The sequence below is a fragment of the Pseudomonas silensiensis genome (genome assembly GCF_050434865.1).
In the GTDB taxonomy this organism is placed as follows: Bacteria; Pseudomonadota; Gammaproteobacteria; order Pseudomonadales; family Pseudomonadaceae; genus Aquipseudomonas; species Aquipseudomonas fluorescens_W.
On sequence record NZ_JBNDJH010000019.1, the window covers coordinates 69,982 to 94,529 of the forward strand.

General features: G+C 59.8%; 17 protein-coding genes. 8 read left to right on the forward strand and 9 right to left on the reverse strand.

Going from position 1 to position 24,548, the window contains the following annotated elements; translation table 11 throughout:
* Positions 1–172: 172 nt before the first annotated feature.
* Genes QF010_RS23990 through QF010_RS24000 form a run of 3 tightly spaced genes read right to left on the reverse strand, consistent with a single transcriptional unit; the run spans position 173 to position 2,985 of the window.
* On the reverse strand, positions 173–922 hold the full coding sequence (locus QF010_RS23990; RefSeq protein ID WP_033057557.1) for an enoyl-CoA hydratase-related protein: 750 nt from the start codon (positions 920–922) through the stop codon (positions 173–175).
* A gap of 28 nt (positions 923–950) precedes the next feature.
* Entirely contained in the window at positions 951–1,886 is a 936-nt protein-coding gene (locus QF010_RS23995; RefSeq protein WP_429510930.1) for an iron-sulfur-binding ferredoxin reductase, read from the reverse strand.
* On the reverse strand, positions 1,879–2,985 hold the full coding sequence (locus tag QF010_RS24000) for a GGDEF domain-containing protein (protein WP_429510931.1): 1,107 nt from the start codon (positions 2,983–2,985) through the stop codon (positions 1,879–1,881). The genes QF010_RS23995 and QF010_RS24000 overlap by 8 nt, the downstream gene beginning before the upstream one ends.
* A gap of 536 nt (positions 2,986–3,521) precedes the next feature.
* Here QF010_RS24000 and QF010_RS24005 point away from each other — a divergent pair.
* The 7 genes from QF010_RS24005 to QF010_RS24035 all read left to right on the forward strand — a co-directional run bounded on the left by QF010_RS24005 (position 3,522) and on the right by QF010_RS24035 (position 18,270).
* Positions 3,522–5,045, forward strand: coding sequence for a fumarate hydratase (locus tag QF010_RS24005; RefSeq protein WP_007945624.1), 1,524 nt, complete (start codon positions 3,522–3,524; stop codon positions 5,043–5,045).
* Positions 5,046–5,251: 206 nt separating this feature from the next.
* A complete protein-coding gene (locus tag QF010_RS24010) occupies positions 5,252–9,790 on the forward strand; it encodes a SpvB/TcaC N-terminal domain-containing protein (protein WP_429534082.1) in 4,539 nt (1,512 codons plus the stop codon).
* Positions 9,787–12,582, forward strand: coding sequence for an RHS repeat domain-containing protein (locus QF010_RS24015; protein WP_429534083.1), 2,796 nt, complete (start codon positions 9,787–9,789; stop codon positions 12,580–12,582). The genes QF010_RS24010 and QF010_RS24015 overlap by 4 nt, the downstream gene beginning before the upstream one ends.
* Before the next feature lie 202 nt (positions 12,583–12,784).
* Entirely contained in the window at positions 12,785–14,551 is a 1,767-nt protein-coding gene (locus QF010_RS24020; protein WP_429534084.1) for a sensor histidine kinase, read from the forward strand.
* Positions 14,545–15,879: a sigma-54-dependent transcriptional regulator gene (locus QF010_RS24025; RefSeq protein WP_429510934.1), complete on the forward strand. Its 1,335-nt coding sequence runs from the start codon at positions 14,545–14,547 to the stop codon at positions 15,877–15,879. Before QF010_RS24020 ends, QF010_RS24025 begins: the two co-directional genes overlap by 7 nt.
* A 296-nt stretch (positions 15,880–16,175) precedes the next feature.
* Positions 16,176–17,495, forward strand: a complete 1,320-nt coding sequence (locus QF010_RS24030) for an MFS transporter (RefSeq protein ID WP_033057548.1) — start codon at positions 16,176–16,178, stop codon at positions 17,493–17,495.
* 145 nt (positions 17,496–17,640) lie between these two features.
* A complete protein-coding gene (locus QF010_RS24035) occupies positions 17,641–18,270 on the forward strand; it encodes a flavin reductase family protein (protein ID WP_033057547.1) in 630 nt (209 codons plus the stop codon).
* Here QF010_RS24035 and QF010_RS24040 read toward each other — a convergent pair whose 3' ends face one another.
* Positions 18,271–18,501 carry a hypothetical protein gene (locus QF010_RS24040; protein WP_033057544.1) on the reverse strand — a complete coding sequence of 77 codons (231 nt, stop codon included), beginning with the start codon at positions 18,499–18,501 and terminating at the stop codon, positions 18,271–18,273. It lies immediately after the preceding gene.
* Positions 18,502–18,543: 42 nt separating this feature from the next.
* The gene (locus QF010_RS24045; RefSeq protein ID WP_429534085.1) at positions 18,544–18,897 is read right to left on the reverse strand and encodes an antibiotic biosynthesis monooxygenase family protein; all 354 of its coding nucleotides are present in this window, start codon (positions 18,895–18,897) and stop codon (positions 18,544–18,546) included.
* Positions 18,898–19,232: 335 nt separating this feature from the next.
* Between QF010_RS24045 and QF010_RS24050 the strand changes: the two genes are divergently transcribed.
* Positions 19,233–20,162: an AraC family transcriptional regulator gene (locus QF010_RS24050; RefSeq protein WP_033057540.1), complete on the forward strand. Its 930-nt coding sequence runs from the start codon at positions 19,233–19,235 to the stop codon at positions 20,160–20,162.
* Between the two features lie 206 nt (positions 20,163–20,368).
* Here QF010_RS24050 and QF010_RS24055 read toward each other — a convergent pair whose 3' ends face one another.
* The 4 genes from QF010_RS24055 to QF010_RS24070 all read right to left on the reverse strand — a co-directional run bounded on the left by QF010_RS24055 (position 20,369) and on the right by QF010_RS24070 (position 24,489).
* A complete protein-coding gene (locus QF010_RS24055; RefSeq protein ID WP_008156048.1) occupies positions 20,369–21,424 on the reverse strand; it encodes an ABC transporter ATP-binding protein in 1,056 nt (351 codons plus the stop codon).
* A 15-nt stretch (positions 21,425–21,439) separates the two neighbouring features.
* Positions 21,440–22,288: an ABC transporter permease gene (locus tag QF010_RS24060; RefSeq protein ID WP_033057537.1), complete on the reverse strand. Its 849-nt coding sequence runs from the start codon at positions 22,286–22,288 to the stop codon at positions 21,440–21,442.
* A complete protein-coding gene (locus tag QF010_RS24065; protein ID WP_033057536.1) occupies positions 22,285–23,193 on the reverse strand; it encodes an ABC transporter permease in 909 nt (302 codons plus the stop codon). Before QF010_RS24065 ends, QF010_RS24060 begins: the two co-directional genes overlap by 4 nt.
* A gap of 192 nt (positions 23,194–23,385) precedes the next feature.
* Positions 23,386–24,489, reverse strand: coding sequence for an ABC transporter substrate-binding protein (locus tag QF010_RS24070; RefSeq protein ID WP_033057532.1), 1,104 nt, complete (start codon positions 24,487–24,489; stop codon positions 23,386–23,388).
* Positions 24,490–24,548: the final 59 nt, after the last annotated feature.

Consider the following 24,548-nt stretch of genomic DNA (forward strand, 5'->3'; position numbering starts at 1 on the left):
GAATGGCGGGGCTTTTTGGTTTCTGGATCCGGAAGATGTGTTGCCTGGGCGGGCCTCATCGCGAGCAAGCTCGCTCCCACAGGGTTTTGTGGTGGTCACATGATTTGTAAACAACACCGGTCAATGTGGGAGCGAGCTTGCTCGCGATGAGGCCTGCCCAGGCAACGCGAATTTAGTGGCGTTTGATGAACCCGGTCAACGCCGCAATCGCTTCCGGCGAGCGCAGCCGTTGGGTGAACTGTGCGCTCTCTTCTTCTATTACCTTGCGCAGTTGTTCGCGGTCCGGGGCTTTCATCAATTGCTTGCTGATACGCACCGCTTGCGAAGGCAGCGACTCGAAACGCAACGCCATCTCCCGCGCCTTGGCCAGCGCCTCTTCGCCACTGCCCAAAGCTTCGGTCGCAATCCCCCACTGCGCGGCCTGCTCACCACTGAAACCTTCGCCCAGCAGCAACAATTCAGCGGCTTTGGCATGCCCGAGCAATCGCGGCAGAAGCAGGCTGGAACCAAACTCCGGGCATAACCCGAGATTTACGAACGGCATCCGAAGGCGCGCATCGCGGCTGACATACACCAGATCGCAATGCAGCAACATCGTCGTGCCAATGCCCACGGCTGCACCGGCCACGGCGGCGATCACCGGTTTGCGGCATTCGAGCAGGGTGAGCATGAACTGAAACACCGGGCTGTCGAGGTTGCTCGGCGGTTGCTGGATGAAGTCGGCGATGTCGTTGCCAGCGGTGAAGCACTCGGCAGAACCGGTGATCAGCACGGCGTTGATTTCAGGGTCGGAATCCGCCAGTTGCAGCGCTTCGGCCAAGTGGCTGTACATGGCGCGGGTCAGGGCGTTTTTCTTGTCGGGACGGTTGAGGCGCAGGGTCAGCAGGCCGCGCTCACGTTCAAATCGGATGGCATCGCTCATGGTCGGTCTCGCGTCTGAAAATCAGCGCTCAACCGCGGAGAACAAAGACATCCGCCAGCAGTTGATTACGCGGCAATCCCGCCAGGTACAAGCGCCGGGCAAAGGCGTCGACGCTGTCAGGGGCCCCGCAGAGTAAGGCCAGGGTTTGCCGTGAAACAAGCCGCAGTTGCGCCAAAGCCTCTGGCAACTCGGCCGCGGTCCACAGTTCAATGCTCAGGTTCGAGCGGCTGGCGGCCATGGCCTGCAGGGGCTTGGCCAGGTAATGCGCCTCGGCATCATGGGCCAGGTGAATGACGCGAATGGCACCTTGGTGATCTTGCCGTAGCGCTTCACGCAAGATACCGAACAACGGCCCCAACCCCGTGCCGGCGGCCAACAGCCAAAGCGGTCGGGTGTTCCAGTCCGCGTCGTAATGCAACGCCCCGCCGCGCAACTCGCCGAGGCGGATCGAATCGCCGATTTTCAGCTGGCGGGCCGCGTCGCTGAATTCCCCCGGATGGCGACAATCGAGATGAAACTCCAGAAAGCGGTCTTCTTCGGGCAGGCTGGCCAATGAATACGGGCGCGCCACGTTGCCCGCCCACAACACCAGATGCTGCCCGGCGCTGTAGCGCAAAGGGCTTTGAGGGGTCAGGCGCAAACGCAACACGCTGGCGCTTAACCAATCGACAGCCGCCACCTCGGCCGGGCGGCCATCCTGCTGAGGATCGAAGGTGTGCACCTGCAAGTCCTCGACCACCTGACACTGACACGCCAGGCGCCAGCCTTGCTGGCGCTGGTCTGCGCTCAGGGCGTCGGGGCGGCTGTCACTCGGCAGCCCTTGGACACATTGCACCAGACAGGCATGGCAGCTGCCGGCGCGACAGCTATAGGGCACCGATACGCCGTTCTGATTCAACGCATCGAGCAGATTGCTGCCCACCGCCACCGACCATTGGCGTTCGCCGACCCGTAACTCAGGCATCGACGTTCTCCCACGCCGCCGCGCAACGATTGCGGCCGTCACGCTTGGCGCGATAAAGCGCCTGATCGGCGCGCTGCAAGGCTTCATCGAGATCGTCGCCCAGTTCGAGCAACGTCATGCCCGCCGACAAACTGAGATGGGCGACGTTGAGTCCGATCAGTTCTACATCGGTGAACGCAATGCGCAGCCGCTCGCAACAGGAGGTCAAGCGCTCGGCGTTGCAATCGGGCAACAGCACGACGAACTCTTCGCCACCGTAACGGGCCAGAACATCGCCATCGCGCAGGCAGGCGGTGGCCACGGCGGCAAAGGCTTGCAGCACCTGATCACCGGCAGCATGGCCGTGCACATCGTTGATCCGCTTGAAATGGTCGAGGTCGATCAGCGCCAGGCCATGCATGACATCGGCGTCCATGGCCTTCAGCTCACGGGAGGCCAGGCGCAGGAAATGCCGGCGATTAAACAACCCGGTCAGTTCGTCGGTGGCCACCAGGTCTTCGAGCTGGCGCATCATCCCGCGCAAGGTGTCCTGATGCGCCTGCAAGGCAAATCGGCGCTGACGCATGCGTTGACGGGAGGCCTGAACATGACGGGCATAAAGCTCCAGCCAGACCAACACGATGAGCAGCACGCACACCTGCAACGCGGCCAGCGCCGGGTCGGGTAACTGGAAGTGATAGCCCTCCCACAGCGTGATCGCGCTGAAACTGAAAAACACCAACAGCGCGCACCGCAAAAAGGCCATGCGCGAAAGATGGAACAACCCGAACAGCAGAATCAGCACGTAGAACACCAGGAACGTGCCGCGTGCCTCGTCCAGATGGGCGATCAGCCAGGTTTGCCAACCCAGCCCCAGCAACACCTGCGCTTCCGTCAGGCTGGGGTCGGAAAAACGCAGGTTGCAGCCACTGTAAAACACCGCGAACAACGCCGCCTGACTGATGACCACCAGCGCACTGCCGATGGCCACGTTGGGCAGGGATTCATCGTAATGGCCGGTGAAAAACGCCAGCCACAACAGCAGCAAAGCCAGGGCGTAGGTGCCGGCTGCGAGGGCAAAGCGTTTGAGCAACAAGCGCTGGATGGCGTTATGGGTCAATCGTTGACTCACCGTGCGAAGGGAGGCTGCTTGAGTGTCCTACTCTACAGACCGACTGCCACTTTAGTAGCGTGCCTGATAAATGACCATTCAATTTTTAGTGCGGAAAACTGGCGTCAATGCCATGACTGCGCGTGTACACCATTTCCCCTCACCCTAACCCTCTCCCCAGAGGGCGAGGGGACTGACCGAGGTGTACGTTCGAGTTACATCGACCTGAAAGTCCGAGTCGAACTCAGGTTCTGAAAGGCCCCCAATCTGCTCCCTTTCCCCCTCTCCCCCGTGGGGAGAGGGCTGGGGTGAGGGGTGGATCTCACAATGGAAATCCAATTCCCCCCCAACCACCCCCAACCCTATACGACCAACGATTGACTACCGGCGGGTGTGCCCGGAACCGAGGCGCGTTATACTGCCGCGCCTTTTTAGCGTCGCGCCAGCAGCCCCGGCGTGCCTTGTAAAGGTGCTTGCAACCGACCGATGCACCCAAGCTGCAAGCACCTTATTGAATGTTCCCGTCTTTTAGAGGAGCGCGACTCATGACCGTGATCAAGCAAGACGACCTGATTCAGAGCGTTGCCGACGCCCTGCAGTTCATTTCCTATTACCACCCCGTTGACTTCATCCAGGCGATGCACGAAGCCTACCTGCGCGAAGAATCGCCAGCGGCCCGTGACTCCATCGCGCAAATCCTGATCAACTCGCGGATGTGCGCCACCGGCCACCGCCCGATCTGCCAGGACACCGGCATCGTTACCGTCTTCGTTCGCGTGGGCATGGACGTACGTTGGGATGGCGCCACCATGGGCCTGGACGACATGATCAACGAAGGCGTGCGCCGGGCTTACAACCTGCCGGAAAACGTCCTGCGTGCCTCGATCCTCGCCGACCCGGCGGGCGCTCGTAAAAACACCAAGGACAACACACCGGCCGTTATCCACTACTCCATCGTTCCGGGTAACACCGTGGAAGTGGACGTGGCGGCCAAGGGCGGCGGTTCCGAGAACAAGTCGAAAATGGCCATGCTCAACCCGTCTGACTCGATCGTCGACTGGGTTTTGAAAACCGTTCCGACCATGGGCGCCGGCTGGTGCCCACCGGGCATGCTCGGCATCGGCATCGGCGGCACCGCCGAGAAAGCCGCCGTGATGGCCAAGGAAGTGTTGATGGAATCCATCGACATTCACGAGCTGAAAGCACGCGGCCCGCAGAATCGTATCGAAGAGATGCGTCTGGAGCTGTTCGAGAAGGTCAACCAACTGGGCATCGGCGCTCAGGGCCTGGGTGGCCTGACCACCGTGCTCGACGTGAAGATCATGGATTACCCGACCCACGCCGCTTCGTTGCCGGTGTGCATGATCCCGAACTGCGCCGCCACCCGTCACGCGCACTTCGTGCTCGACGGTTCCGGCCCGGCCTCGCTGGAAGCGCCACCGTTGGACGCCTACCCGGAAATCGTCTGGGAAGCTGGCCCGTCGGCTCGTCGCGTCAACCTCGACACCTTGACCCCGGAAGAAGTGCAGAGCTGGAAGCCGGGCGAAACCGTCCTGCTCAACGGCAAGATGCTCACCGGTCGCGACGCCGCGCACAAGCGCATGGTCGAGATGCTGAACAAGGGTGAAACCCTGCCAGTGGACCTCAAAGGTCGCTTCATCTACTACGTCGGCCCGGTTGATCCGGTGCGCGAAGAAGTGGTGGGCCCTGCTGGCCCGACTACCGCAACGCGGATGGACAAGTTCACCCGTCAGATCCTCGAGCAAACCGGCCTGTTGGGCATGATCGGCAAATCCGAGCGCGGCCCGACCGCAATCGAAGCGATCAAGGACCACAAAGCCGTTTACCTGATGGCAGTCGGCGGCGCGGCTTACCTGGTGGCACAAGCCATCAAGAAATCCCGCGTGGTGGCTTTCGCCGAACTGGGCATGGAAGCGATCTACGAGTTCGACGTGAAAGACATGCCTGTGACTGTTGCAGTCGACAGCAAGGGTGAGTCGGTACACATCACCGGTCCTGCCATCTGGCAGAAAAAGATCAGTGACAGCCTGGCGGTGGAAGTGCAGTAAGCGCTTCAGCCTGCCACTACGGCCGGGTCGTCTTATAGATGACCCGGCCGTTTTTTTTGGCAACGGTTTTACCATTCGCGATAAAGCGCCGTGCCGTCCACCTTATTCGTTCTAAAAATATCGGCCTTACCTGTCACATCTGACAGGTCACGCAGCACCTTGATCTTGTTAGCGTTGCTTCATCACGCAACTCCAGGATCAGCCCCATGGAAGACCAAGCCTCCCTGAGCATTACTGAACCCTCCATCGCCAAGAGTGCTTCGATTGCCACGATTGGCAAAAGCTGGGGTTCGGTCGGCGTAACGGGCAGTGCCTCGTTCGAGTTGCCGCTACCCCTTTCAGCAGGGCGCGGTTTCGACCCCGCCATGGCGCTGAGCTATGACAGCCAGGGCGGTAACGGTACGTTTGGCTTTGGCTGGGGTTTGGGCATCAGTGCCATCACTCGCCGGACCCGCAACGGCGTGCCCGATTACCTTGCCACGGACATCATGGTCGGCCCCGGTGGCGAGGAGTTGATGCCCGAGCTGGATGACGAAGGCAAGCCAAAGTCCAGAATCGAGACTCAATACCGCAAGCTCCCCATTGGTGAGCACCGCGTTGTGCGCTACTGGCCACGGGTCGAGAGTTCGTTCGATCTGATCGAGCTGTGGCGTTCTGACGTCACCCCTCAAGGATTCTGGCTGGTGCATGGTGCGGACGGCAGCCTGCATCTTTATGGCAAAACCGAAGCATCCCGTCGGGCAGCCCCTCAGGCTGAAGACCGGGTGGGCGCTTGGCTTCTGCAGGAAAGCATGAACGCCCATGGCGAGCACATTTGCTTCGAATACAAGGCAGAAGAATCTCATGATCCAGACGATGCACATGACTACAGCACGCAGCGTTACTTGCAGCGTGTGCTTTATGGCAATTTTGAGGCAAGCAGCCACTTGTATGGCTGGAACGTACTGAAGCTGGCACCGCCTTCGTGGCATTTCCACCTGGTGTTCGACTACGGCGAACGCACCCTCGACCTGGAAAAGAAACCGCTCTACGGACCGCCGTTCGATGCACCCGGCGAGGGTTATGGTGAGTGGCAACTGCGCAGCGACCCCTTCCACAGCTACAACTATGGCTTCGAACTGGGCACCCGACGCCTGTGCCATCAGGTTCTGATGTTTCACCATTTCCCCAAGCAGTTGGGCCCAAAACCAGCGCTGGTTCGTCGATTGCTGCTGCAATACCAAACAACTTCACTGTCCTACACCCAACTCACAGCAGCGCACTATCAGGCGTACGACGCCAGCGGTGCCGTGGAAAACATGCCACCGGTGGAATTCGACTATTCACGCTTCGAACTCAATAAGCAGTCGAGCCCGTTTTTCCCCTTCGAAAACATGCCCGGCATCGAGGACGGCGCGCACCACCAATGCGTCGATCTGTTCGGTGAAGGTGTGCCCGGATTTATCTGTCGTTACGACCAGAGCTGGTACTACCGCGAACCCTTGCGCGCGCTGACGGGGGCCGATGACATCCACTACGGTCCATGGACAGAACTGTCCCGAATTCCTGTGGCCGATCGCAATCAACCGACTTATCAGGCGTTGACCGATCTGACTGGCGACGGTCGGCTCGACTGGATCCTCGCCTCACCCGGCATGAGCGGTTTCCACACCCTCAACCCCGATCGCAGCTGGTCGGGGTTCATTCCCTTTACGGCGTTCCCGGTGGAGTTCTTCCACACGCTTTCACAGTCTGGCGATTTGATGGGCGACGGGCTCAGCTCGATGGCGCTGATCGGCCCGCGAAGCGTGCGCCTGTACGCCAATCGGCGTGAGGAAGGTTTCGCGCCGGGCCAGGAGGTCGAGCACAAACCGGACACCGATCGCCTGCCGCTGTTCAGCAACTCACGCAGCGAACTGGTGATGCTGGGCAACTTGCTGGGCAGCGACATGAGCGAGCTGTGCCGCATCCGGCACGACGAAATCAAATGCTGGCCGAACCTCGGCCACGGTCGTTTCGGCGAGGGTTTTGTCATGAGTGCCCTGCCCTTCGACTACGCGACATTCGACGCGGCGCGGGTGCGGATTGCCGACCTCGACGGCTCCGGTGCACCGGCACTGATTTACCTGAAGTCCGACTGTTTCGAGATCTATTTCAATCGTGGCGGCAATGGTCTGGAGCAGATCCCCGTCACGGTCCCCTGGCCCGACGGCATTCGCTACGACAACCTGTGCCAGGTCACCCTCGCCGACCTGCAAGGCCTGGGTTGCGCGAGCCTGATCCTGACCGTGCCGCACATGAAGCCGCGGCACTGGCGCTACGATTTCGTCAGCGCCAAGCCTTACATGCTGGTCGCCAGTAACAACAACATGGGCTGCAGTACGCAGGTGGTGTATCGCAGTTCCGCGCAGGAATGGCTGGATGAAAAGGATCGGATTCTCAAGTTCAAGCGTTTGCCGATTTGCTACTTGCCGTTCCCGGTGCCCGTGGTCAAGCAACAACGTCAGCTCGACGAAATCACTGGCAACCACCTGAACCAGTTTTTCCAGTATTCGCAGGGTTACTACGATGGCCGGAACCGCGAGTTTCGCGGCTTCGGGCTGCTGCGCCAGACCGACAGCGAAACCGGCGCCAGTGGAGATGACATCGGCTTTACCGCCCCGGCGCTGGTCTGCACCTGGTTCCATACCGGACGGCTGATCGACCTGCCACGCGATGGCTATTTTGATCGTGATCCCGACGCCCTTGCCTTGAAGCCCACGTTGTTTTGCCAGTATCACCGCAACGACCATTTTGATGATCCCGTCCCACCCGCCGACGAAGCCACCACCCATGAAATCGCCCGCGCCCTCGCAGGTTCGGTGTTGCGCGTAGAAACCTACGCCGCCGACGATGACTTGGGCACAGCGGTGCCTTTCGCCGTGGAGGAAAGTCGTTACAAGGTCCGCGAACTGCGCAAAAAGGGAGACCACGACGAACACCCGATCATGCTGCCCTTGCAACTGGAGAAGATCAGCTATCAGTACGAACGCTTCGAGAATGACCCGCTGTGCCGTCATGAAATCTCGTTGAGCCATGACGAGTGCGGTCTGCCCAACCATTCCATCACCGTCAGTTACGCACGGCGAAGGACCAACACCGAGATAGAAAACCCCTTCGAAGATCCCGACGAAAGAACATGGTGGTCGGATGCCCACGACCCGGCCCAACAGTCCTACTACTTGAGTGAATCCCGCGCCACATTCATTCACCTGAAAGAGAGTCTGCAAGGCTGGCGACTGGGCCTGCCTTATCTGCAACGTGGCAATGCATTGGTACTGCCCAAGAAGCCAGCTTCCGGGGGGCTCGCCCCCGCAGACATTTCCTATGAAGGGTTGAACAAGCTGTACGCCTCGCCCGAATGGGCCGCTAAGCGGCTGCTGACCACGCAGTCGGTAAATCGCTACTTCAAGACTGACGACCGGACAGTGCTTGCCGACGGCAAGGCCGATTTCGAGGCACTGCGGGCACCGCTGGAAATTGCCCAACTGGACAAGACAGCACTGCAAGCCTACGACACGGTGCCGTCGCTCGTTATTCGGGACGAACTGGCAAAAATCGGCTATTCGGCCATGCCTCTGGTGCTGGGGGTAGACGAGGAGGCAGACAAAAAAGAGGACCAGGAAAGAAACCTATGGTCGTCCCGGTATGGTTTTGCCAAGTACGGCAAGCTCGATAGTTTTTACAAAGTGATGGAGTACAACGAAACGCCCAGTTACGGCATCACGACAGCCTGCTACGACGCCTACTGTCTGCTGCCGAAAAGCATCACGCAGCCGGACGGGTGCGAAGCCCGTTTCGAATATGACTATCACGCGCTGCAACTCAAGCGCAGCATCGATGCCAATGACAATGTCGAGGAGGCCCTTTACGAGCCGTCCGGACAACCCCTTGCCATCAGTTTTCATGGCACTGAAGACGGCGAAGAAATGGGGTTTCGCCCCCTCGACGAACACGAACGTCCTGCGGACCATCGTCCGGACCCTGCCATCGAAAATCCCAAAGGCGCCCTGCAAAAAGCGGCCAGTGTATTGCGCAAGGACCTGTTCAGCTGGATGGGCGAACTCCCCCATTCCGTCAGGCAGACACCTGACTGGCTGGCCACCTGGATTGCGCAAGGTGACGTGTTACCCAGCCTGCACATTCGCGCCAGCGCCCGACGTCGCCTGGCCCGACTCACCTCCCTGAGCGAGCCGGAGCAAACGCTACTCGACCTGATCCACGCCGCTCATCGCGAACCGGTGCACAGCGTTGTCCTCACCGCTGACCGCTATTGGGATGATGAGCTGCAGCAAATCCAGATCGTTAAAGCTTTCGTGGATGGCTTCGGCCGGCCACTGCAGATCAAGCAACTGGTCGAACCCGGCCTGGCGTTTGTGGTGGAAAACGGTGAGCTGGTGATTGAAGACGGCAAGCCAAAGGTCGCGCACGCCGACCCGCGCTGGCGCGTCAGCGAACGCGTGGAATACAACAACAAAGGCCTGGCTGTTCGGGTATTTCGCCCTTACTTCGCCAATGGGCACCGCTATATCAATGACCATTCCTTCCGTGAGTCTGGCCATCACGATCAGAACTTTTACGACGTCCTGGGTCGCCAGAAAAAAGTCATCAACGCCAAAGGAGATGTCGCGCTCGAGATCATCCACCCCTGGTACACCACCAGCCTGGACTTTAATGACACCTACGTCGCGCCGCCTGAAAGTGAGTTGAAGGCAGGCAAGCCATGACGACCGGGGTCCATTGGCGCACCCCGAACCTGACGGTCATTGATAGTCGGGGCTTGCCGATTCGCCAGGTTTCCTACTTGCGCAAGGTCGATGGCGGGTCGCTGGAAACCCTGATCTCCCGCCAGCGACATGACGCCGCCGGGCGACTGCTCGAACAATGGGACCCGCGACTGTTCGGTGTCGTCCCCAACCTGGCCACCGTCTACCGCCTGTCCGGCGAGCCGTTGAAGGTAGATTCCGTCGACGCCGGCTGGCGCTTGAGCCTGCCAGGCTTGGCCGGGGAAGTGTTGGAGCGTTGGGACCAGCGTGGCAGTCATTGGCGCACCACCTACGACCCTCTGTTGCGCCCGCTCGCCATCGAGGAAAACGCTGAGCCAAACGTCGAAACCTTTACCTATGCCGATGCCTCCGCCGACCCCGCCCGCAACCGGCGCGGTCAGTTGACCGAACACCTCGACCGCTCCGGCACCTTGAGTCTCGACAGCTACAGCCTGCTGGGACAGCCACTGCGCGAAACCCGAACCCAGGTCGAGAACAAGCCACACCGCAGCAGCCAAAGTTACAGCCCGCTCGGCAAGCTGTTGAGCCAGACCGATGCCGGCGATCACCAGCAACAGTCGCGTTACGACGTCGCCGGGCAGCTCAAGCAGGTTCAGCTGCGGATAAAAGGCAGCTCGAACTGGCAGCCGGTTTTGAAAGACGCGCAGTACAACGCTGCCAGTCAGATCATCGAACAACGCGCCGGCAATGACGTAGTCAGCAGCTGGACCTACGACCCGGCCGATGGCCGCCTGTCCACGCAGCACGCGCAAAAAAACGCCGAGCCGACGCTGCAAAATTTCGAATATCTCTACGACCGCGTCGGCAACATCACCCGCATCGAAGACCTCGCGTTCAAACCGATTTACTTCGCCAACCAGCTCATCGACGGCCACCGCGACTTCACCTATGACTCGCTGTACCGGCTGACCAGCGCCAGTGGATACGACGATGCCCCGCCCTCGGATATTCCGGGCCGGCCCCTGCCCGGCGACCCCGGCAATCGGCTCAACTACCAACAAGACTATGAATACGATCGCGGCGGCAACCTGATCAAGCTGCGTCATGTGCGGGCGGGTGCCTCACATACCCGCGAGATGCGCATCGACCTCACCAGCAATCGCGGTGTGCGCTGGAAAGAGGGGGATCCTGTACCCGATTTTCCTGAGTTGTTTGACCGCCACGGCAACCTCCTGGACTTGCAACCGGGAAAAGCCTTGCGGTGGAACAACCTGGATCAACTGGAATCGGTGACGCTGGTCAAACGCGCCAACGGCCCCAACGACGAAGAGTTCTACCGCTACAGCCAGGGCATGCGCGTGTACAAACGGCATGAAACCCACACGCCGTCACTGACCCACTTTCAGGAGGTGATCTACCTGCCGGGGCTGGAAATCCGCACCCGCGACAACGGCGAGGAACTGCACGTCATCACTCTGCCCAGCGGACACGGCAGCGTGCGTTGCCTGCACTGGGTCAGCGGCAAACCCGCAAAAATTTCCGCCGATCAATTGCGCTACAGCCTCAATGACCATTTGGGTTCCAGCACGCTGGAACTCGACCAACAGGCGCAAGTGATCAGTGAGGAAGGTTATTACCCGTTCGGCGCCACCGCCTGGTATGCGCGGGGAAGTGAGGTGGACGTCGACTACAAAACCATCCGCTATTCGGGCAAGGAAATGGATGACAGTGGGTTGTATTACTACGGTGCGCGTTATTTCGCACCGTGGTTGCAGCGTTGGGTCAGTGCCGATCCGTCGCAGGCTGACGGACTGAACAGGTATGCATACGTGCAGAACAACCCGATGCGCTATGTGGATCCTGACGGGAAAACCAAAGCCGAAAGCGTGATCATGCTTTATTCGGGGTTTATTTCTGCCGTCGGTGGACATGCCGAGCAGACACTGGGGCAACTCCACAACATCATCCAGCAGAAGAGCCCCATACGAAGTCTGGCAGCGAATATGGCGGGCGAGGTAGCAGGGGGAATCGCTGGCTATGAGGGTGGCCTTAAAGGTAGTGGGATAGCGGGCGCTGTTCTGCCAAATGCCCCTCATACCATCCAGTTCACGGATCCGAACTCGCTGATCGGCGGTAACGCAGGTGGGGATGTGGGCGGCGCGATGGCAGCCCCGATAACGACCAGCAATAGTTGGTTTGGCCCACTTATTCCGCAAACCTCGAATATGTCCGTTGCTGCGATTGATCGCCAGTTAGGCATCCCTGATGCCGTTAACGAAATCAACAGCTGGAAAGACGTAAAGAGTGAGCTGATCAACCCGGCGCTCAACGCAGTCCTCAACCCTGAATTTATGATGAACAGGGTGATGGCCTCATGGATATCGATAATCCCGGGCGCTCTCAATATGTTTGCTCGCGCCATAGAAGCCGAAGACATCAAGAACCGGCTCGATCCGGTCAAGATCGGCAAAATCGAAACAATGCTCAGCGATTGGAAAACGGCTATTGAGCAGCGTTCGGCCTGGAGCGAAGCGGCCTTCGATGCATTGGGAACCGACGTTGTCTTCCTTCCCAATGCCAACAACATGGCATCCGGAGAAAACTCGGCACCGATTAACCGGTCAGCCTTGCGCCAGCAAACCAGCGCCGTCCTTGCCGACATAAAACACGCTCGAGGAGTGATCGCCGCCTACAAAGAGATGGGTACCACGGATAATCAGTTTTTAAGACGGCAAGCTCATCCGGCCCCCGCAAGTCGCTCCAGGTTGGTCAACTGGTGGAATAATGGATAGTTCTGTCTATTGGCGTACGCCCTCGCTCACGGTGAATGAAAGTTGCAAGAAGCGGCATCAAACAGGCCAGAAACCTGGCGGGCAGAGTCTCGCAGCACCTCATTGAAAAGCACGCCGCCTGACGTGCCCGGCAAAAACCGATTGGCCGCCGTCACTCCATGTTATGGTGCCGGCCCCGACCTTTTATGCGTTTGCGACAAGCATGCTGCCGACTTCCCGTACGTTGCGTTTGACGCTTTATACCTTGCTGATCGTCGCCGGTGCCGCGCTAGCAGCAGGGCTCGCCATGCGTCACACCGAGCGCCAGGCGCTGGTCGAAGACGCCGCCCGTGCCAATCAGCAATTGGCGCTTTATGCCAATTCCCTGCACACCCTGATCGATCGCTACCGCGCCCTGCCCGCCGTGCTCGCGCTGGACCCGGAGTTACGCGCAGCCCTCAAGGGTTCGGTATCGACTGAACAACAGGACGCCCTGAACCGCAAACTGGAAAAGATCAACGGCGCGGCGCAATCCTCGACCCTCGAATTACTGGATCACACCGGTCTGGCCGTAGCCGCCAGCAATTGGCGTTTGCCCAGCAGTTACGTCGGTCACAACTATGGCTTTCGCCCCTACTTCAGCGAGACACGCACCCAGGGCACCGGGCGTTTTTACGCAGTGGGCGTGACCAGCGGGATTCCCGGTTACTTCCTGTCCAGCGCGGTCACCGGTGACGACGGCCAGTTCCTCGGCGCCATGGTGGTGAAACTCGAATTTCCGGAGCTGGAGCGCGAGTGGCGTCAGGGCAGCGACACGCTGCTGGTCAGCGATGCACGAGGGATTATCTTCATCGCCAACCAGCCGGGCTGGCGCTATCGCCTGTTGAAACCGCTGAGTGACAGCGATCACGCCGAACTCAAGGTCACCCGCCAATACGATAAACAACCGCTGACACCGCTCGAGTATCAATCGGTGCGGCGCTTCGACGACAACAGTGATCTGACGCGGGTCGTGGGTCCGGACGGCACGGCGAATTACCTGTGGGAATCGCTGCCGCTGAGCACTGAAGGCTGGACGTTGCACCTGCTGCGCCGCCCGCAAATCGCATTCGAAGACAGCCGCAACGCCGGGCTCGCCGCCGCCGGGTTGTGGCTGGCCGTGGTGTTTCTGTTGCTGTTCCTCAATCAGCGCTGGCGTCTGGCCAAGCTGCGCCAGCGCAGTCGCGAAGAGCTCGAACAACTGGTGGAAGAGCGCACTCGCGACCTGCGCACCGCTCAGGACGGTCTGGTGCAATCGGCCAAACTCGCCGCGCTCGGCCAGATGTCTGCCGCGTTGGCCCATGAAATCAACCAGCCCCTGACCGCCCAGCGCATGCAGCTTGCGACGCTGAGGCTGCTGCTCGATCACGGTCGGGTCGACGATGCTTACAAGGCGCTCAAACCGGTGGATGACATGCTGACACGCATGGCCGCCCTCACCGGTCACCTGAAAACCTTCGCCCGCAAAAGCCCCAGCGGTTTACGCGAACGCCTGGACCTGGCAGCGGTGGTCGACCAATCGTTGCAGCTGCTCGACACTCGGTTGCGCGATGAACAGGTCAGCACGGTGCTGCACCTGACGCGCCCGGCGTGGGTGCGTGGCGATGCGATTCGCCTGGAACAGGTGCTGATCAATTTGCTGCGCAATGCCCTGGACGCCATGCAGGACAAACCCTGCAAACGCCTGGAAATCCGTATCGAAGCCGACGAACAACTCTGGCGTGTGACGGTGGCTGACAATGGTGGCGGCATTGCCGAAGAGCACTTGGCCAACGTGTTTGATCCGTTCTTCACCACTAAACCGGTGGGTGATGGCTTGGGCCTCGGGCTGGCCGTATCCTTTGCCATCGTTCACGAATCGGGCGGACGCCTGAGCGCCGACAATCATGCAAACGGCGCGGTGTTCACCGTGACCTTGCCCATCGACCTGGAGGCCCCTGGCTCATGCTGAATTCAGTGATGGTGGTCGACGACGAAAGCAGTATTCGCAGTGCCGTTGAACAATGGCTGAGCCTGTCGGGGTTCGAGGTGCAATTGTTCAGCCGCGCCGATGAGTGCCTGGCGCAGCTACCGAAGCATTTCCCCGGGGTGATCCTCAGCGACGTGCGCATGCCTGGCATGACCGGCCTGGAACTGCTGGCCGAGGTTCAGCGGCGCGACGCCGACTTACCGGTGATTCTGCTGACCGGCCATGGCGATGTGCCGATGGCGGTCGAAGCGATGCGCGATGGCGCCTACGACTTCCTTGAAAAACCCTTCAGCCCCGAAACCCTGCTCGGCAGTCTGCGCCGTGCGCTGGACAAGCGGCGGCTGGTGCTGGAAAACCGCGCCCTGCACGAGCAGGCAGACAACCGCGCCAAACTCGATGCGACGTTGCTGGGCGTGTCCCGTGGTTTGCAGACGCTACGTCGGCAAGTGCTGGACCTGGCGACGTTGCCGGTCAATGTGTTGATTCGCGGTGAAACCGGCAGCGGCAAGGAGTTGGTTGCCCGTTGCCTGCACGACTTCGGTCCACGTGCCGACAAACCCTTTGTCGCATTGAACTGTGCGGCGATCCCCGAGCAGTTGTTCGAGGCCGAGCTGTTTGGTCACGAGAGCGGCGCGTTCACCGGCGCCTCGGGCAAACGCATCGGCAAGCTCGAATACGCCGATGGCGGCACGCTGTTTCTCGATGAAATCGAAAGCATGCCATTGGCCCAGCAGGTGAAATTGCTGCGGGTGTTGCAGGAGCAGAAGCTGGAGCGGCTAGGCTCCAATCAGAGCATCCGCGTGGATTTGCGGATCATCGCCGCGACCAAACCCGATTTGCTCGACGAGGCCCGGGCCGGACGCTTTCGCGAGGACCTGGCCTATCGATTGAACGTGGCCGAGTTGCGGCTGCCACCGTTGCGCGAGCGGCGTGAAGACATTCCACTGTTGTTCGAGTCGTTTGCGCACAATGCCGCCGAGCGTTTGGGGCGCACTTTTCCACCGCTGAGCGGCCCGCAGTTGAGCCACCTGCTGAGCCACGACTGGCCGGGCAATGTGCGCGAATTGGCGAACGTTGCTGAGCGACAAGTGTTGGGACTGGGCGAGCCGGAACCCGTGGGGATTGATCCTGGGCAATCGCTGGCAGCGCAGCAGGAAGCGTTTGAAGCGCATTGTCTGCGCGCGGCGTTGACCCGGCATAAGGGCGATGTGAAAGCGGTGCTTGAAGAGCTGCAACTGCCGCGTCGTACGTTCAATGAAAAGATGCAGCGGCATGGGTTGAGTCGGGAGATGTTCCTTACTGACAACTGATTTTTGTGGGCATCGACGGCCCCATCGCGAGCAGGCTCACTCCGACATTTGAACCGTGTACACCGCCCCCCTGTAGGAGTGAGCCTGCTCGCGATGAGGCCGGCCCACGCAAAGCAATTCCATGTCAGCTAAGCGAAAAACCGCTTACACACCATCCAGCATAAGCGGAATTCCGCTCACCAATTCCCCGCAACCCCTCTAAACCGGCCCTCCTCCCCTTGGCACATCTCCTGCTATAGCCCAAGCAGGCTGCGTTTCAACGCGCTCCACAAAAACAATTAAATGAAGGATCCGTCATGGATAACTCACAAACCCTGCCTCTTGGGTCGGCAGCTTCGCCTGCCAAAGAAAGAACCACTGCCAGTCGCATCAAATCGATCTTCAGCGGCTCTGTCGGCAACATGGTCGAGTGGTACGACTGGTACGTCTACGCCGCCTTCTCCCTGTACTTCGCCAAGGCCTTTTTCCCGAAAGGCGACACCACCGCACAACTACTGAACACCGCCGCGATTTTCGCCGTGGGCTTCCTGATGCGCCCGATCGGTGGCTGGTTGATGGGCCTCTACGCCGACAAGGCCGGTCGCAAGAAAGCACTGATGGCTTCGGTGTATCTGATGTGTTTCGGCTCGCTGCTGATTGCCCTGAGCCCGGGTTATGAAACCATCGGCATCGGCGCACCGATCCTGCTGATTTTCGCCCGCCTGCTGCAAGGTTTGTCGGTCGGTGGCGAGTACGGCACCTCGGCAACGTACCTCAGCGAGATGGCGACCAAGGATCGTCGCGGTTTCTACTCCAGCTTCCAGTACGTGACCCTGATCTCCGGTCAGCTCATCGCGTTGGCCGTGCTGATCGTGCTGCAACAGACCCTGACCACCGAGCAGCTGTACGCCTGGGGCTGGCGCATCCCGTTCGCCATCGGCGCGCTGTGTGCCGTGGTCGCGCTGTACTTGCGTCGTGGCATGGAAGAAACCGAGTCGTTCACCAAGAAAGAGAAGGCCAAGGAAAGCGCGATGCGCACCTTGATGCGCCATCCGAAAGAACTGATGACCGTGGTCGGCCTGACCATGGGCGGCACCCTGGCGTTCTACACCTACACCACGTACATGCAGAAATACCTGGTGAACACCGTCGGCATGAGCATCTCCGACTCCACCACTATTTCGGCCGCCACGCTGTTTCTGTTCATGTGCCTGCAACCGATCATTGGCGGGCTCTCGGATAAAGTCGGTCGCCGGCCAATCCTGATTGCCTTCGGTATTCTCGGGACGCTGTTCACCGTGCCGATCCTGACCACCCTGCACACCGTGCAGACCTGGTGGGGCGCGTTCTTCCTGATCATGGCGGCGCTGATCATCGTCAGCGGCTACACCTCGATCAACGCGGTGGTCAAAGCCGAACTGTTCCCGACCGAAATCCGCGCGCTGGGCGTCGGCCTGCCGTACGCGCTGACTGTGTCGATCTTCGGCGGCACCGCTGAATACATCGCACTGTGGTTCAAGAGCATTGGTATGGAAACCGGTTACTACTGGTATGTCACCGCGTGTATTGCCGTGTCGTTGCTGGTCTACGTGACCATGAAAGACACCCGCAAACATTCGCGGATCGAGACGGACTGAGTAGTCGCCTGCGACACAATAAAGGGGCAGACCTGGCCAAGGTCTGCCCCTTTTGTTTTATAAAAAAACTGTGGGAGGTTGGGCTGGAAATATGCCGCGGGTCCTAGCACCATGACCGACTCCCCAGCGCTCAGGAATCCCCTCCATGCCCGACGACATCCATTTCTACGAACCCGCCAACGGCCACGGCCTGCCGCATGACCCGTTCAATGCCATCGTCGGCCCGCGTCCCATTGGCTGGATTTCCTCTCAGGATGCCGATGGCCGCCTGAATCTCGCGCCCTACAGCTTCTTCAATGCGTTCAACTACATTCCGCCGATCATTGGTTTTTCCAGTGTCGGGCGCAAAGACAGCCTGAATAATATCGAGCGAACCGGCGAATTCGCCTGGAACCTGGCGACCCGTCCGCTGGCCGAGCAGATGAACCAGTGCTCTGCCATGGTCCCGCCTGAGGTCAACGAGTTCGAACTGTCCGGGCTGACGCCGGCAGCGTCGAAAGTCATTCAGGTACCGCGCGTCGCCGAAAGCCCGGTGTCCTTCGAGTGCAAGGTCACGCAGATCATTCAGTTGCAGCGAGCCGACGGCAACGTGGTGCCGAGCTGGCTGATTCTCGGCGAAGTGGTCGCCGTGCATATCGCCAAGTGGCTATTGAAGGATGGGGTGTACGACACCGCCGCGGCAGAACCGATTCTGCGCGGCGGCGGGCCAGCGGATTATTTCCAGCTGGGGCCTGAGGCATTGTTCAAGATGTATCGCCCGGGGGCGGTCAAGTAATTACCAGATCAGGTCGCCGTCTTCGCTGACGTCTTTGAGGTGTGTCAACTGCAGCGCGGCGGCTTCATCGGCCTCGCGGGCTGTTTTGAAGGTCTGTTCTTCGAGCAACTTGTGAAAGCGCGGTGCACCCGAACCACCGATGGCTTTGGTGGCGATTGCGGCGTTATAACCGCCCTCGCGGGGTACTACGGCAGATACGGCTTCGAAGGTTTCAAAGGCTTTGCGTGCCATGTCGTGGATCCTGGCTGAATGGAGAATTGAGCCATTAAACCCTCAACCCGCCATTTTGTGTACCCACGACTGGGACTGCCCCTGCGCTTGGGCGGCCGATACGTCCTTGAAGGTATGAAAATCCAGGCTGTTGACCACCTGGTCCTGCACTAACCCGGCAAAAATCTGCATGGCCGGGATGCTGAAATAAGCAGTCATGGCCTGCTGGTTCATCCAGAAACCGGACACCAGCCACAACTCCGGATCGCACTGCGAATGTTGCAGGGCAAAATTCAGGCAACCCGGTGCGTTGCGGGACGGCTCGATCAAGGCGCTCAGGCGTGCACCGAGCTCCGCCGAACGCCCGGCGCGGGCGCGGACAAAGGCCATATGACTGACGGGGATCTGCGTAGACATGTTCAACCCTCCCAGGTACTCGAGTGGCAGCCGTGGGACGGGCTGCGACAGGATCCAAGGTTAAGCGCGCCGGTAGAAGCGCGGTTAGTCGATTCCTGCCGGCTTATTGCACAATCCTGCGCAGCTTCTCGAAAAACCTGTAACAACCTGTTAAAGCTTTCGTGCCAATGAAACAGGGCTTTCAAGCAAGTTTTCCTTGGGTTGGCCTGTCATAGAGGCACCGTTAATTCACGCTATGCAGAATCAGGCAAGCTTGAGGCAGGATGTGTCTACCGCTTTGCCTTGCACAAATTTAAGCTCAGCTCATTACCAACGCCTTGCCGAGGATGCCTAGCATGTCGTCGCTCGATCATTTTCAAGCCCCGCTGGACGCCGACATGGAGAAACAGCGGGCGGAACTGGCCGCCATCATCCGTCGTAACACCACGGAGGATGGCAATTATGCGACTGCCATCGGCTCCCTGTTCATGTCCAAACACAGCAAGTCCCATGACTTTGCCCCGGTGCTGGCGCAACCGGCGCTGTGCATCATGGCGCAGGGCCGTAAAGAGGTCAGGCTGGCCGATGAATACTTCAATTACGATCCGCTGAATTACCTGGTGGTGTCGGTCTCGATGCCATTGAGCGGACGTGTGGTGAATGTCACGTCTGAAGAACCGATCCTCGCGGTGCGGCTGGACATTGATCCGGCGGAAATCACCGCGCTGATTGCCGATGCCGGTCCTCTCGGTGTGCCGACCCGGCCAACGGGACGCGGCTTGTATGTCGAACGGATCGACACCGCGATGCTCGACGCAGTGTTGCGCCTGGCGCGTTTGCTGGATGCGCCGAAAGACATCGCCATGCTCGCACCGCTGATTCGCCGGGAGATTCTTTATCGGTTGTTGCGCAGCCAGCAGGGTTATCGGCTGTACGAAATCGCAATCGCCAACAGCCAGAGCCATCGCATCAGCCAGGCGATCAAATGGCTCAACGGCAACTATGAACAGCCGCTGCGCATCGATGATCTGGCGAAGGAAGTGAACCTGAGTGTGTCGACGTTGCATCACCGCTTCAAGGCGATGACGGCGATGAGTCCGTTGCAGTATCAGAAGCAACTGCGCCTGCAAGAAGCGCGGCGGTTGATGCTGGCGGAAGGCTTGGAGGCTTCGGCAGCGGGGTATCGGGTGGGGTATGAAAGCCCCTCGCAATTCAGCCGGGAATACAGCCGATTGTTTGGGGCTCCGCCGTTGCGGGATTTGGCGCGGTTGCGGTTGACGGTTTGAGGTTGTGTATTGCCGTCAAAATCCACCCCTCACCCCAGCCCTCTCCCCAGAGGGGAGAGGGGGCCGACGGCGTTGTTCTGTCGAGTGACATCGACCTGAAATATCGAGTCGAACTCAGGCTTTGAAAAGCGTGGAGATCGGCTCCCTTTCCCCCTCGCCCCTTTGGGGAGAGGGTTGGGGTGAGGGGTGGATCTAACGGCAGGAACTCAGGCGCCGAGTACGCGACAAGCCTCAGCCGGCAACGTCACCGACACCGGATTGCCAATGCTCAACCCAAACCCCTGACACGGCGTGCTCAACGCAGTAAACGAAACCCCGGAACACTCCACGGTCGTCTCAATCGTCGCGCCAATGTCACGCACGAACGTCACCTTACCGAGCAACCGATTACCCGCCGTCGCCTGTGGATGCGACAGTTGCAAGTCTTCCGGGCGAATCAGCATCTTCACCTTCTCACCCACCACAATGCTGCTGCAGATCGGCACTTCCAGTGCATCGCCACCCGGCAAACCAACCTTCCCGTTGCCCAGTGCGGTGGCAGGGAAAATATTCCCCGAGCCGATAAAGTCCGCGACAAATTCATTGGCCGGGTGACGATAAATCTCAATCGGCGTGCCCACTTGCTGCACCCGATGCTCACCCAATACCACGACGATATCCGCCATGGTCATGGCTTCACGCTGGTCGTGGGTCACCATGATGGTGGTGATGTTCAAGCGTTGTTGCAGCTGACGGATTTCCACCTGCATCGACTCACGCAGCTTGGCGTCCAGCGCCGACAACGGCTCATCCAGCAGCAGGATTTTTGGTCGCGAAGCAATCGCACGGGCAATCGCCACGCGCTGACGTTGGCCACCAGACAGCTTCGCCACGGGACGATCAATCATCTCGCTCAGCTGGATCAGTTCCAGCAACTCCACCACCCGCGCCTGCTGATCAGCCTTGCTGACGCCACGCAGTTTCAGCGGATAGGCGATGTTCTCCCCCACCGTCATGTGCGGGAACAGCGCCAGCGATTGAAACACCATGCCGAAATTGCGTTGATGCGCCGGCGTGTGGCCGATGTCTTCACCGTCCAGGCGAATCTCACCGCCGCTCAGGGTTTCGAGACCTGCAATCATTCGCAGCAACGTGGTTTTACCGCAGCCCGACGGGCCGAGAAAACACACCAGTTTGCCCTCAGGCAAATGCAGGTTTACATCCTTTACCGCGCAGGCCGAGCCGTAATGTTTCTCGACGTTTTCCAGAATCAGACCAGTCATGTTGCACCTCAAGAATCAGAACGAAACGCCACCTTCACCAACCAGCTTCTCCAACGCCCAGATCAGGACGAAGTCGATCAGCACGATCAGCACGGCAAACGAGAAAACGGTTGGGTCGAGCGAAGACACGGTGCGGCTGTACATCCAGATCGGCACGGTCATGACGTCGATGGTGTAGAGGAAGTAGGTCACGGTGAATTCGTTGAACGAGACGATGAACGCCAGCAGCATCCCCGCCAGAATCCCCGACTTCATCAACGGCACCACCACATCGATAATCGCTCGGGTCGGCGAAGCACCGAGCATCTGCGCGGCCTCTTCGACTTCGCTGCCGATGGAGAGCATCGCCGCGGTGCAGTTTTTCACCACGAACGGCAGCGCCAGGATCACGTGGGCAATCACCAGCCGCGACGTAGTGATTTGAAAGGGCAGGCTGTCAAACACCAGCAATAACGCCAGCCCTAATACCACCATCGGAAACACCAGCGGCAGCGACATCAGTTGCAGCGCCACGGCTTTGCCGCGGAACTCGCAACGGGTCAGGGCATAGGCGGCCGGCACCGCGACAATCGTTGCGAACACCATGGTCAGGCACGCCACCATCAGGCTGGTGGTCATGGCTTTGCCGAGGCTCAGCACATCGCTGGCATCCGGCGACACGAAGGTGTGCCAGGCGGCCTTGTACCATTGCAGGCTGTAGCTGCTCGGCGGGAAGTCGAGGTTCGACGCACCGCTGAACGACATCACGATCATGGTCAGGATCGGCAACACCGCCAACAGCAGAATGAAGCCCGACAGGATGCCGGCAAACTTGCCGGTCTCGCCAGGCAGCAGCCCATAACGTTTCTTGATCAGGGTGCTCATTGGGAAGCCTCCAGCATGCGCCGACGACGGCCAGTGATGTATTCGGACAAAGTCATGATCGCGAGCGTGGTGACAATCAACACCACACCGGCAGCGGAGGCGGCAGGCCAGTTCATCAGCGGGGCGATCTGGTCATGGACCATCACGGCCAGCATCGGCACGCGTCGGCCACCGAGCAGCAAAGGCACCACGAAACTGCTGGCGTTGTAGGCGAACACCAACGTCGCGCCCGTGATGATCCCCGGCATGCTCATCGGCAGCACCACCTGACGGAACACCTGCAAACGGCTGGCACCCAGCGTTGCGGCAGCTTCTTCATAAGTACGAGCGACGCCGCGCATGGCGCTGGCAATCGGCAGCACGGCCAACGGGAATGCGGTTTGCACCAGGCCCATCAGTACGCCGTTCTGGTTGTAGAGCAACATGATCGGGCGCTTGATCAAGCCCAGGCCCATTAGCGCCTGGTTGAGCATCCCGCCCGGGCCGAGAATCACCAGCCAGCCGTAGCTTTGCAGCAGCAGGTTGACCAGCAATGGCAGCAGCACCGCAGCGAGGAAGATCCGTCGCACAAACGGTGAGGTCAGCCGCGACATGGTGTAGGCCACCGGGATCGCCAGCACGACTGCAATCACTGCGCTGATCAAAGCCAGACGCAGGGTCAGCAGCAAGGATTTGAGGTAATACGGTTCCAGCAGCTGGGCGTAACTGGCCAGGCTGAACCCGGTCCATTCCGCGCCTTTGGTGCCCACGCTCATGCGCAGTACCAGCAGGCTGGCAGCGATCAATACGCCCAGAAACAGCATCGACGGCGAAAGGAAAAACCAGGCACGCGTCGTCGGCGAAACACCCCGATTGACGCGCACAGGAGCGACGGCGACCGGATGAGTCAGAGGTTGGTGTTCCATAGCAAGGGTCTCGTCAATGGAAAGCAGCTGACAAACACAGGTCCTCAGGACACCCCGGTCCCTTGTAGGAGTGAGCCTGCTCGCGAAAGCGGTGTGTCAGTCACATCTATGCTGGATGTGCCGACGCAATCGCGAGCAGGCTCACTCCTACAGGGATCTTCAGTGGTTGAAGATCCTGTGTTCGTCACTCGATCAGGAAGAAAAGATTTCCGTGTAACGACGAATCCATTGGTCATGCACGGTGGCCAGGAAGGCGTTGTCGTGCATGATCGCCTTCTCGGCAATCTGCTCAGGCGTGAGGATGTACGGGCTCTTGCGTGCTTCGGCGGAGATGATCGCCTTGGCGTTGACCGGACCGTTGTAGATGTCTTCAGCCATCTTGCCCTGCACCAGCGGGTCCAGAGAGTGGTTGATGAAGGCGTACGCCATGTCGGTGTCGCCCGGACGGTTCTTCGGCATGACCGAGAGCATCAGGTCGGTGTAGAAGCCTTCCTTCATGCCGAACGTGGCGCCCAGGCCGTAGGCCGGATCGCGGATCTGTTTCGGGAAGAATGCCGGTGCGTACAGGCCGCCCATGTCCAGGGAGCCGGTACGGAACAGCTCGGCGATCTGGTTCGGGTTTTCACCCAGGGTCACCACACGGTCCTTCAGCTCGGCGAGCTTCTTGAAGCCAGGCTCGATGTTGTGTTCGTCACCACCGGCCAGTTTGGCGGCGATGATGATCAGGTCCATGGCCTCGGTCCAGTTTGGCGGCGGCAGGAAGATGTTCGGCGCCAGCTCCGGGTCCCAGAGGGCGGCGTAGCTGGTTGGGGCTTCTTTCTGGGTACGGGTGCTGTAAACCAGGCTGTTGCACCAGAGCAGGTAACCGATACCGTGGCCATTGGCGCCGGTGCGGTATTTTTCCGGTACGTCGACCAGGTTCGGAATGCGGTTGAGGTCGGGTTTTTCCAGCAGGTTGGCGGCGGCCAGACCTTCGGCGCCGACGCCGGCCAGGGTGATGATGTCGTACTGCGGACGATCACCGCCGGCCTTGAGTTTGGCGACCATTTCCGAGGTACTGCCGGTACGGTCAGCGATGACCTTGCAGCCGTACTTGTCTTCGAAGGTTGCCGCGATGTTGCGCAGGGCTGCCAAGCCGGTGTCATCGGACCAGGTCAGCAAACGCAGGGTCTTGCCCGCAAAGCGTGTGTCGCTGGCGTTAGCCTTGATGAACGGCATGCTCATGGCGGCCGCTGCCACCGAGGCTACGCCTACGGTTTTGATGAATTGACGTCTGTTCAGATCATGCTCGCCCATTACGGACTCCCTTTGTTTTTGTAGGTATGAGGCTGGTCGCAACCGTTGCATCTGCGCCG

Coding starts and splice junctions, on each gene's coding strand:
- QF010_RS23990 (WP_033057557.1), bottom strand. CDS start 922: ATGAGCGATGCCATCCGATTTGAACGTGAGCGCGGCCTGCTGACCCTG.
- QF010_RS23995 (WP_429510930.1), bottom strand. CDS start 1,886: ATGCCTGAGTTACGGGTCGGCGAACGCCAATGGTCGGTGGCGGTGGGC.
- QF010_RS24005 (WP_007945624.1), top strand. CDS start 3,522: ATGACCGTGATCAAGCAAGACGACCTGATTCAGAGCGTTGCCGACGCC.
- QF010_RS24010 (WP_429534082.1), top strand. CDS start 5,252: ATGGAAGACCAAGCCTCCCTGAGCATTACTGAACCCTCCATCGCCAAG.
- QF010_RS24015 (WP_429534083.1), top strand. CDS start 9,787: ATGACGACCGGGGTCCATTGGCGCACCCCGAACCTGACGGTCATTGAT.
- QF010_RS24020 (WP_429534084.1), top strand. CDS start 12,785: ATGCTGCCGACTTCCCGTACGTTGCGTTTGACGCTTTATACCTTGCTG.
- QF010_RS24025 (WP_429510934.1), top strand. CDS start 14,545: ATGCTGAATTCAGTGATGGTGGTCGACGACGAAAGCAGTATTCGCAGT.
- QF010_RS24030 (WP_033057548.1), top strand. CDS start 16,176: ATGGATAACTCACAAACCCTGCCTCTTGGGTCGGCAGCTTCGCCTGCC.
- QF010_RS24035 (WP_033057547.1), top strand. CDS start 17,641: ATGCCCGACGACATCCATTTCTACGAACCCGCCAACGGCCACGGCCTG.
- QF010_RS24040 (WP_033057544.1), bottom strand. CDS start 18,501: ATGGCACGCAAAGCCTTTGAAACCTTCGAAGCCGTATCTGCCGTAGTA.
- QF010_RS24045 (WP_429534085.1), bottom strand. CDS start 18,897: ATGTCTACGCAGATCCCCGTCAGTCATATGGCCTTTGTCCGCGCCCGC.
- QF010_RS24050 (WP_033057540.1), top strand. CDS start 19,233: ATGTCGTCGCTCGATCATTTTCAAGCCCCGCTGGACGCCGACATGGAG.
- QF010_RS24055 (WP_008156048.1), bottom strand. CDS start 21,424: ATGACTGGTCTGATTCTGGAAAACGTCGAGAAACATTACGGCTCGGCC.
- QF010_RS24060 (WP_033057537.1), bottom strand. CDS start 22,288: ATGAGCACCCTGATCAAGAAACGTTATGGGCTGCTGCCTGGCGAGACC.
- QF010_RS24065 (WP_033057536.1), bottom strand. CDS start 23,193: ATGGAACACCAACCTCTGACTCATCCGGTCGCCGTCGCTCCTGTGCGC.
- QF010_RS24070 (WP_033057532.1), bottom strand. CDS start 24,489: ATGGGCGAGCATGATCTGAACAGACGTCAATTCATCAAAACCGTAGGC.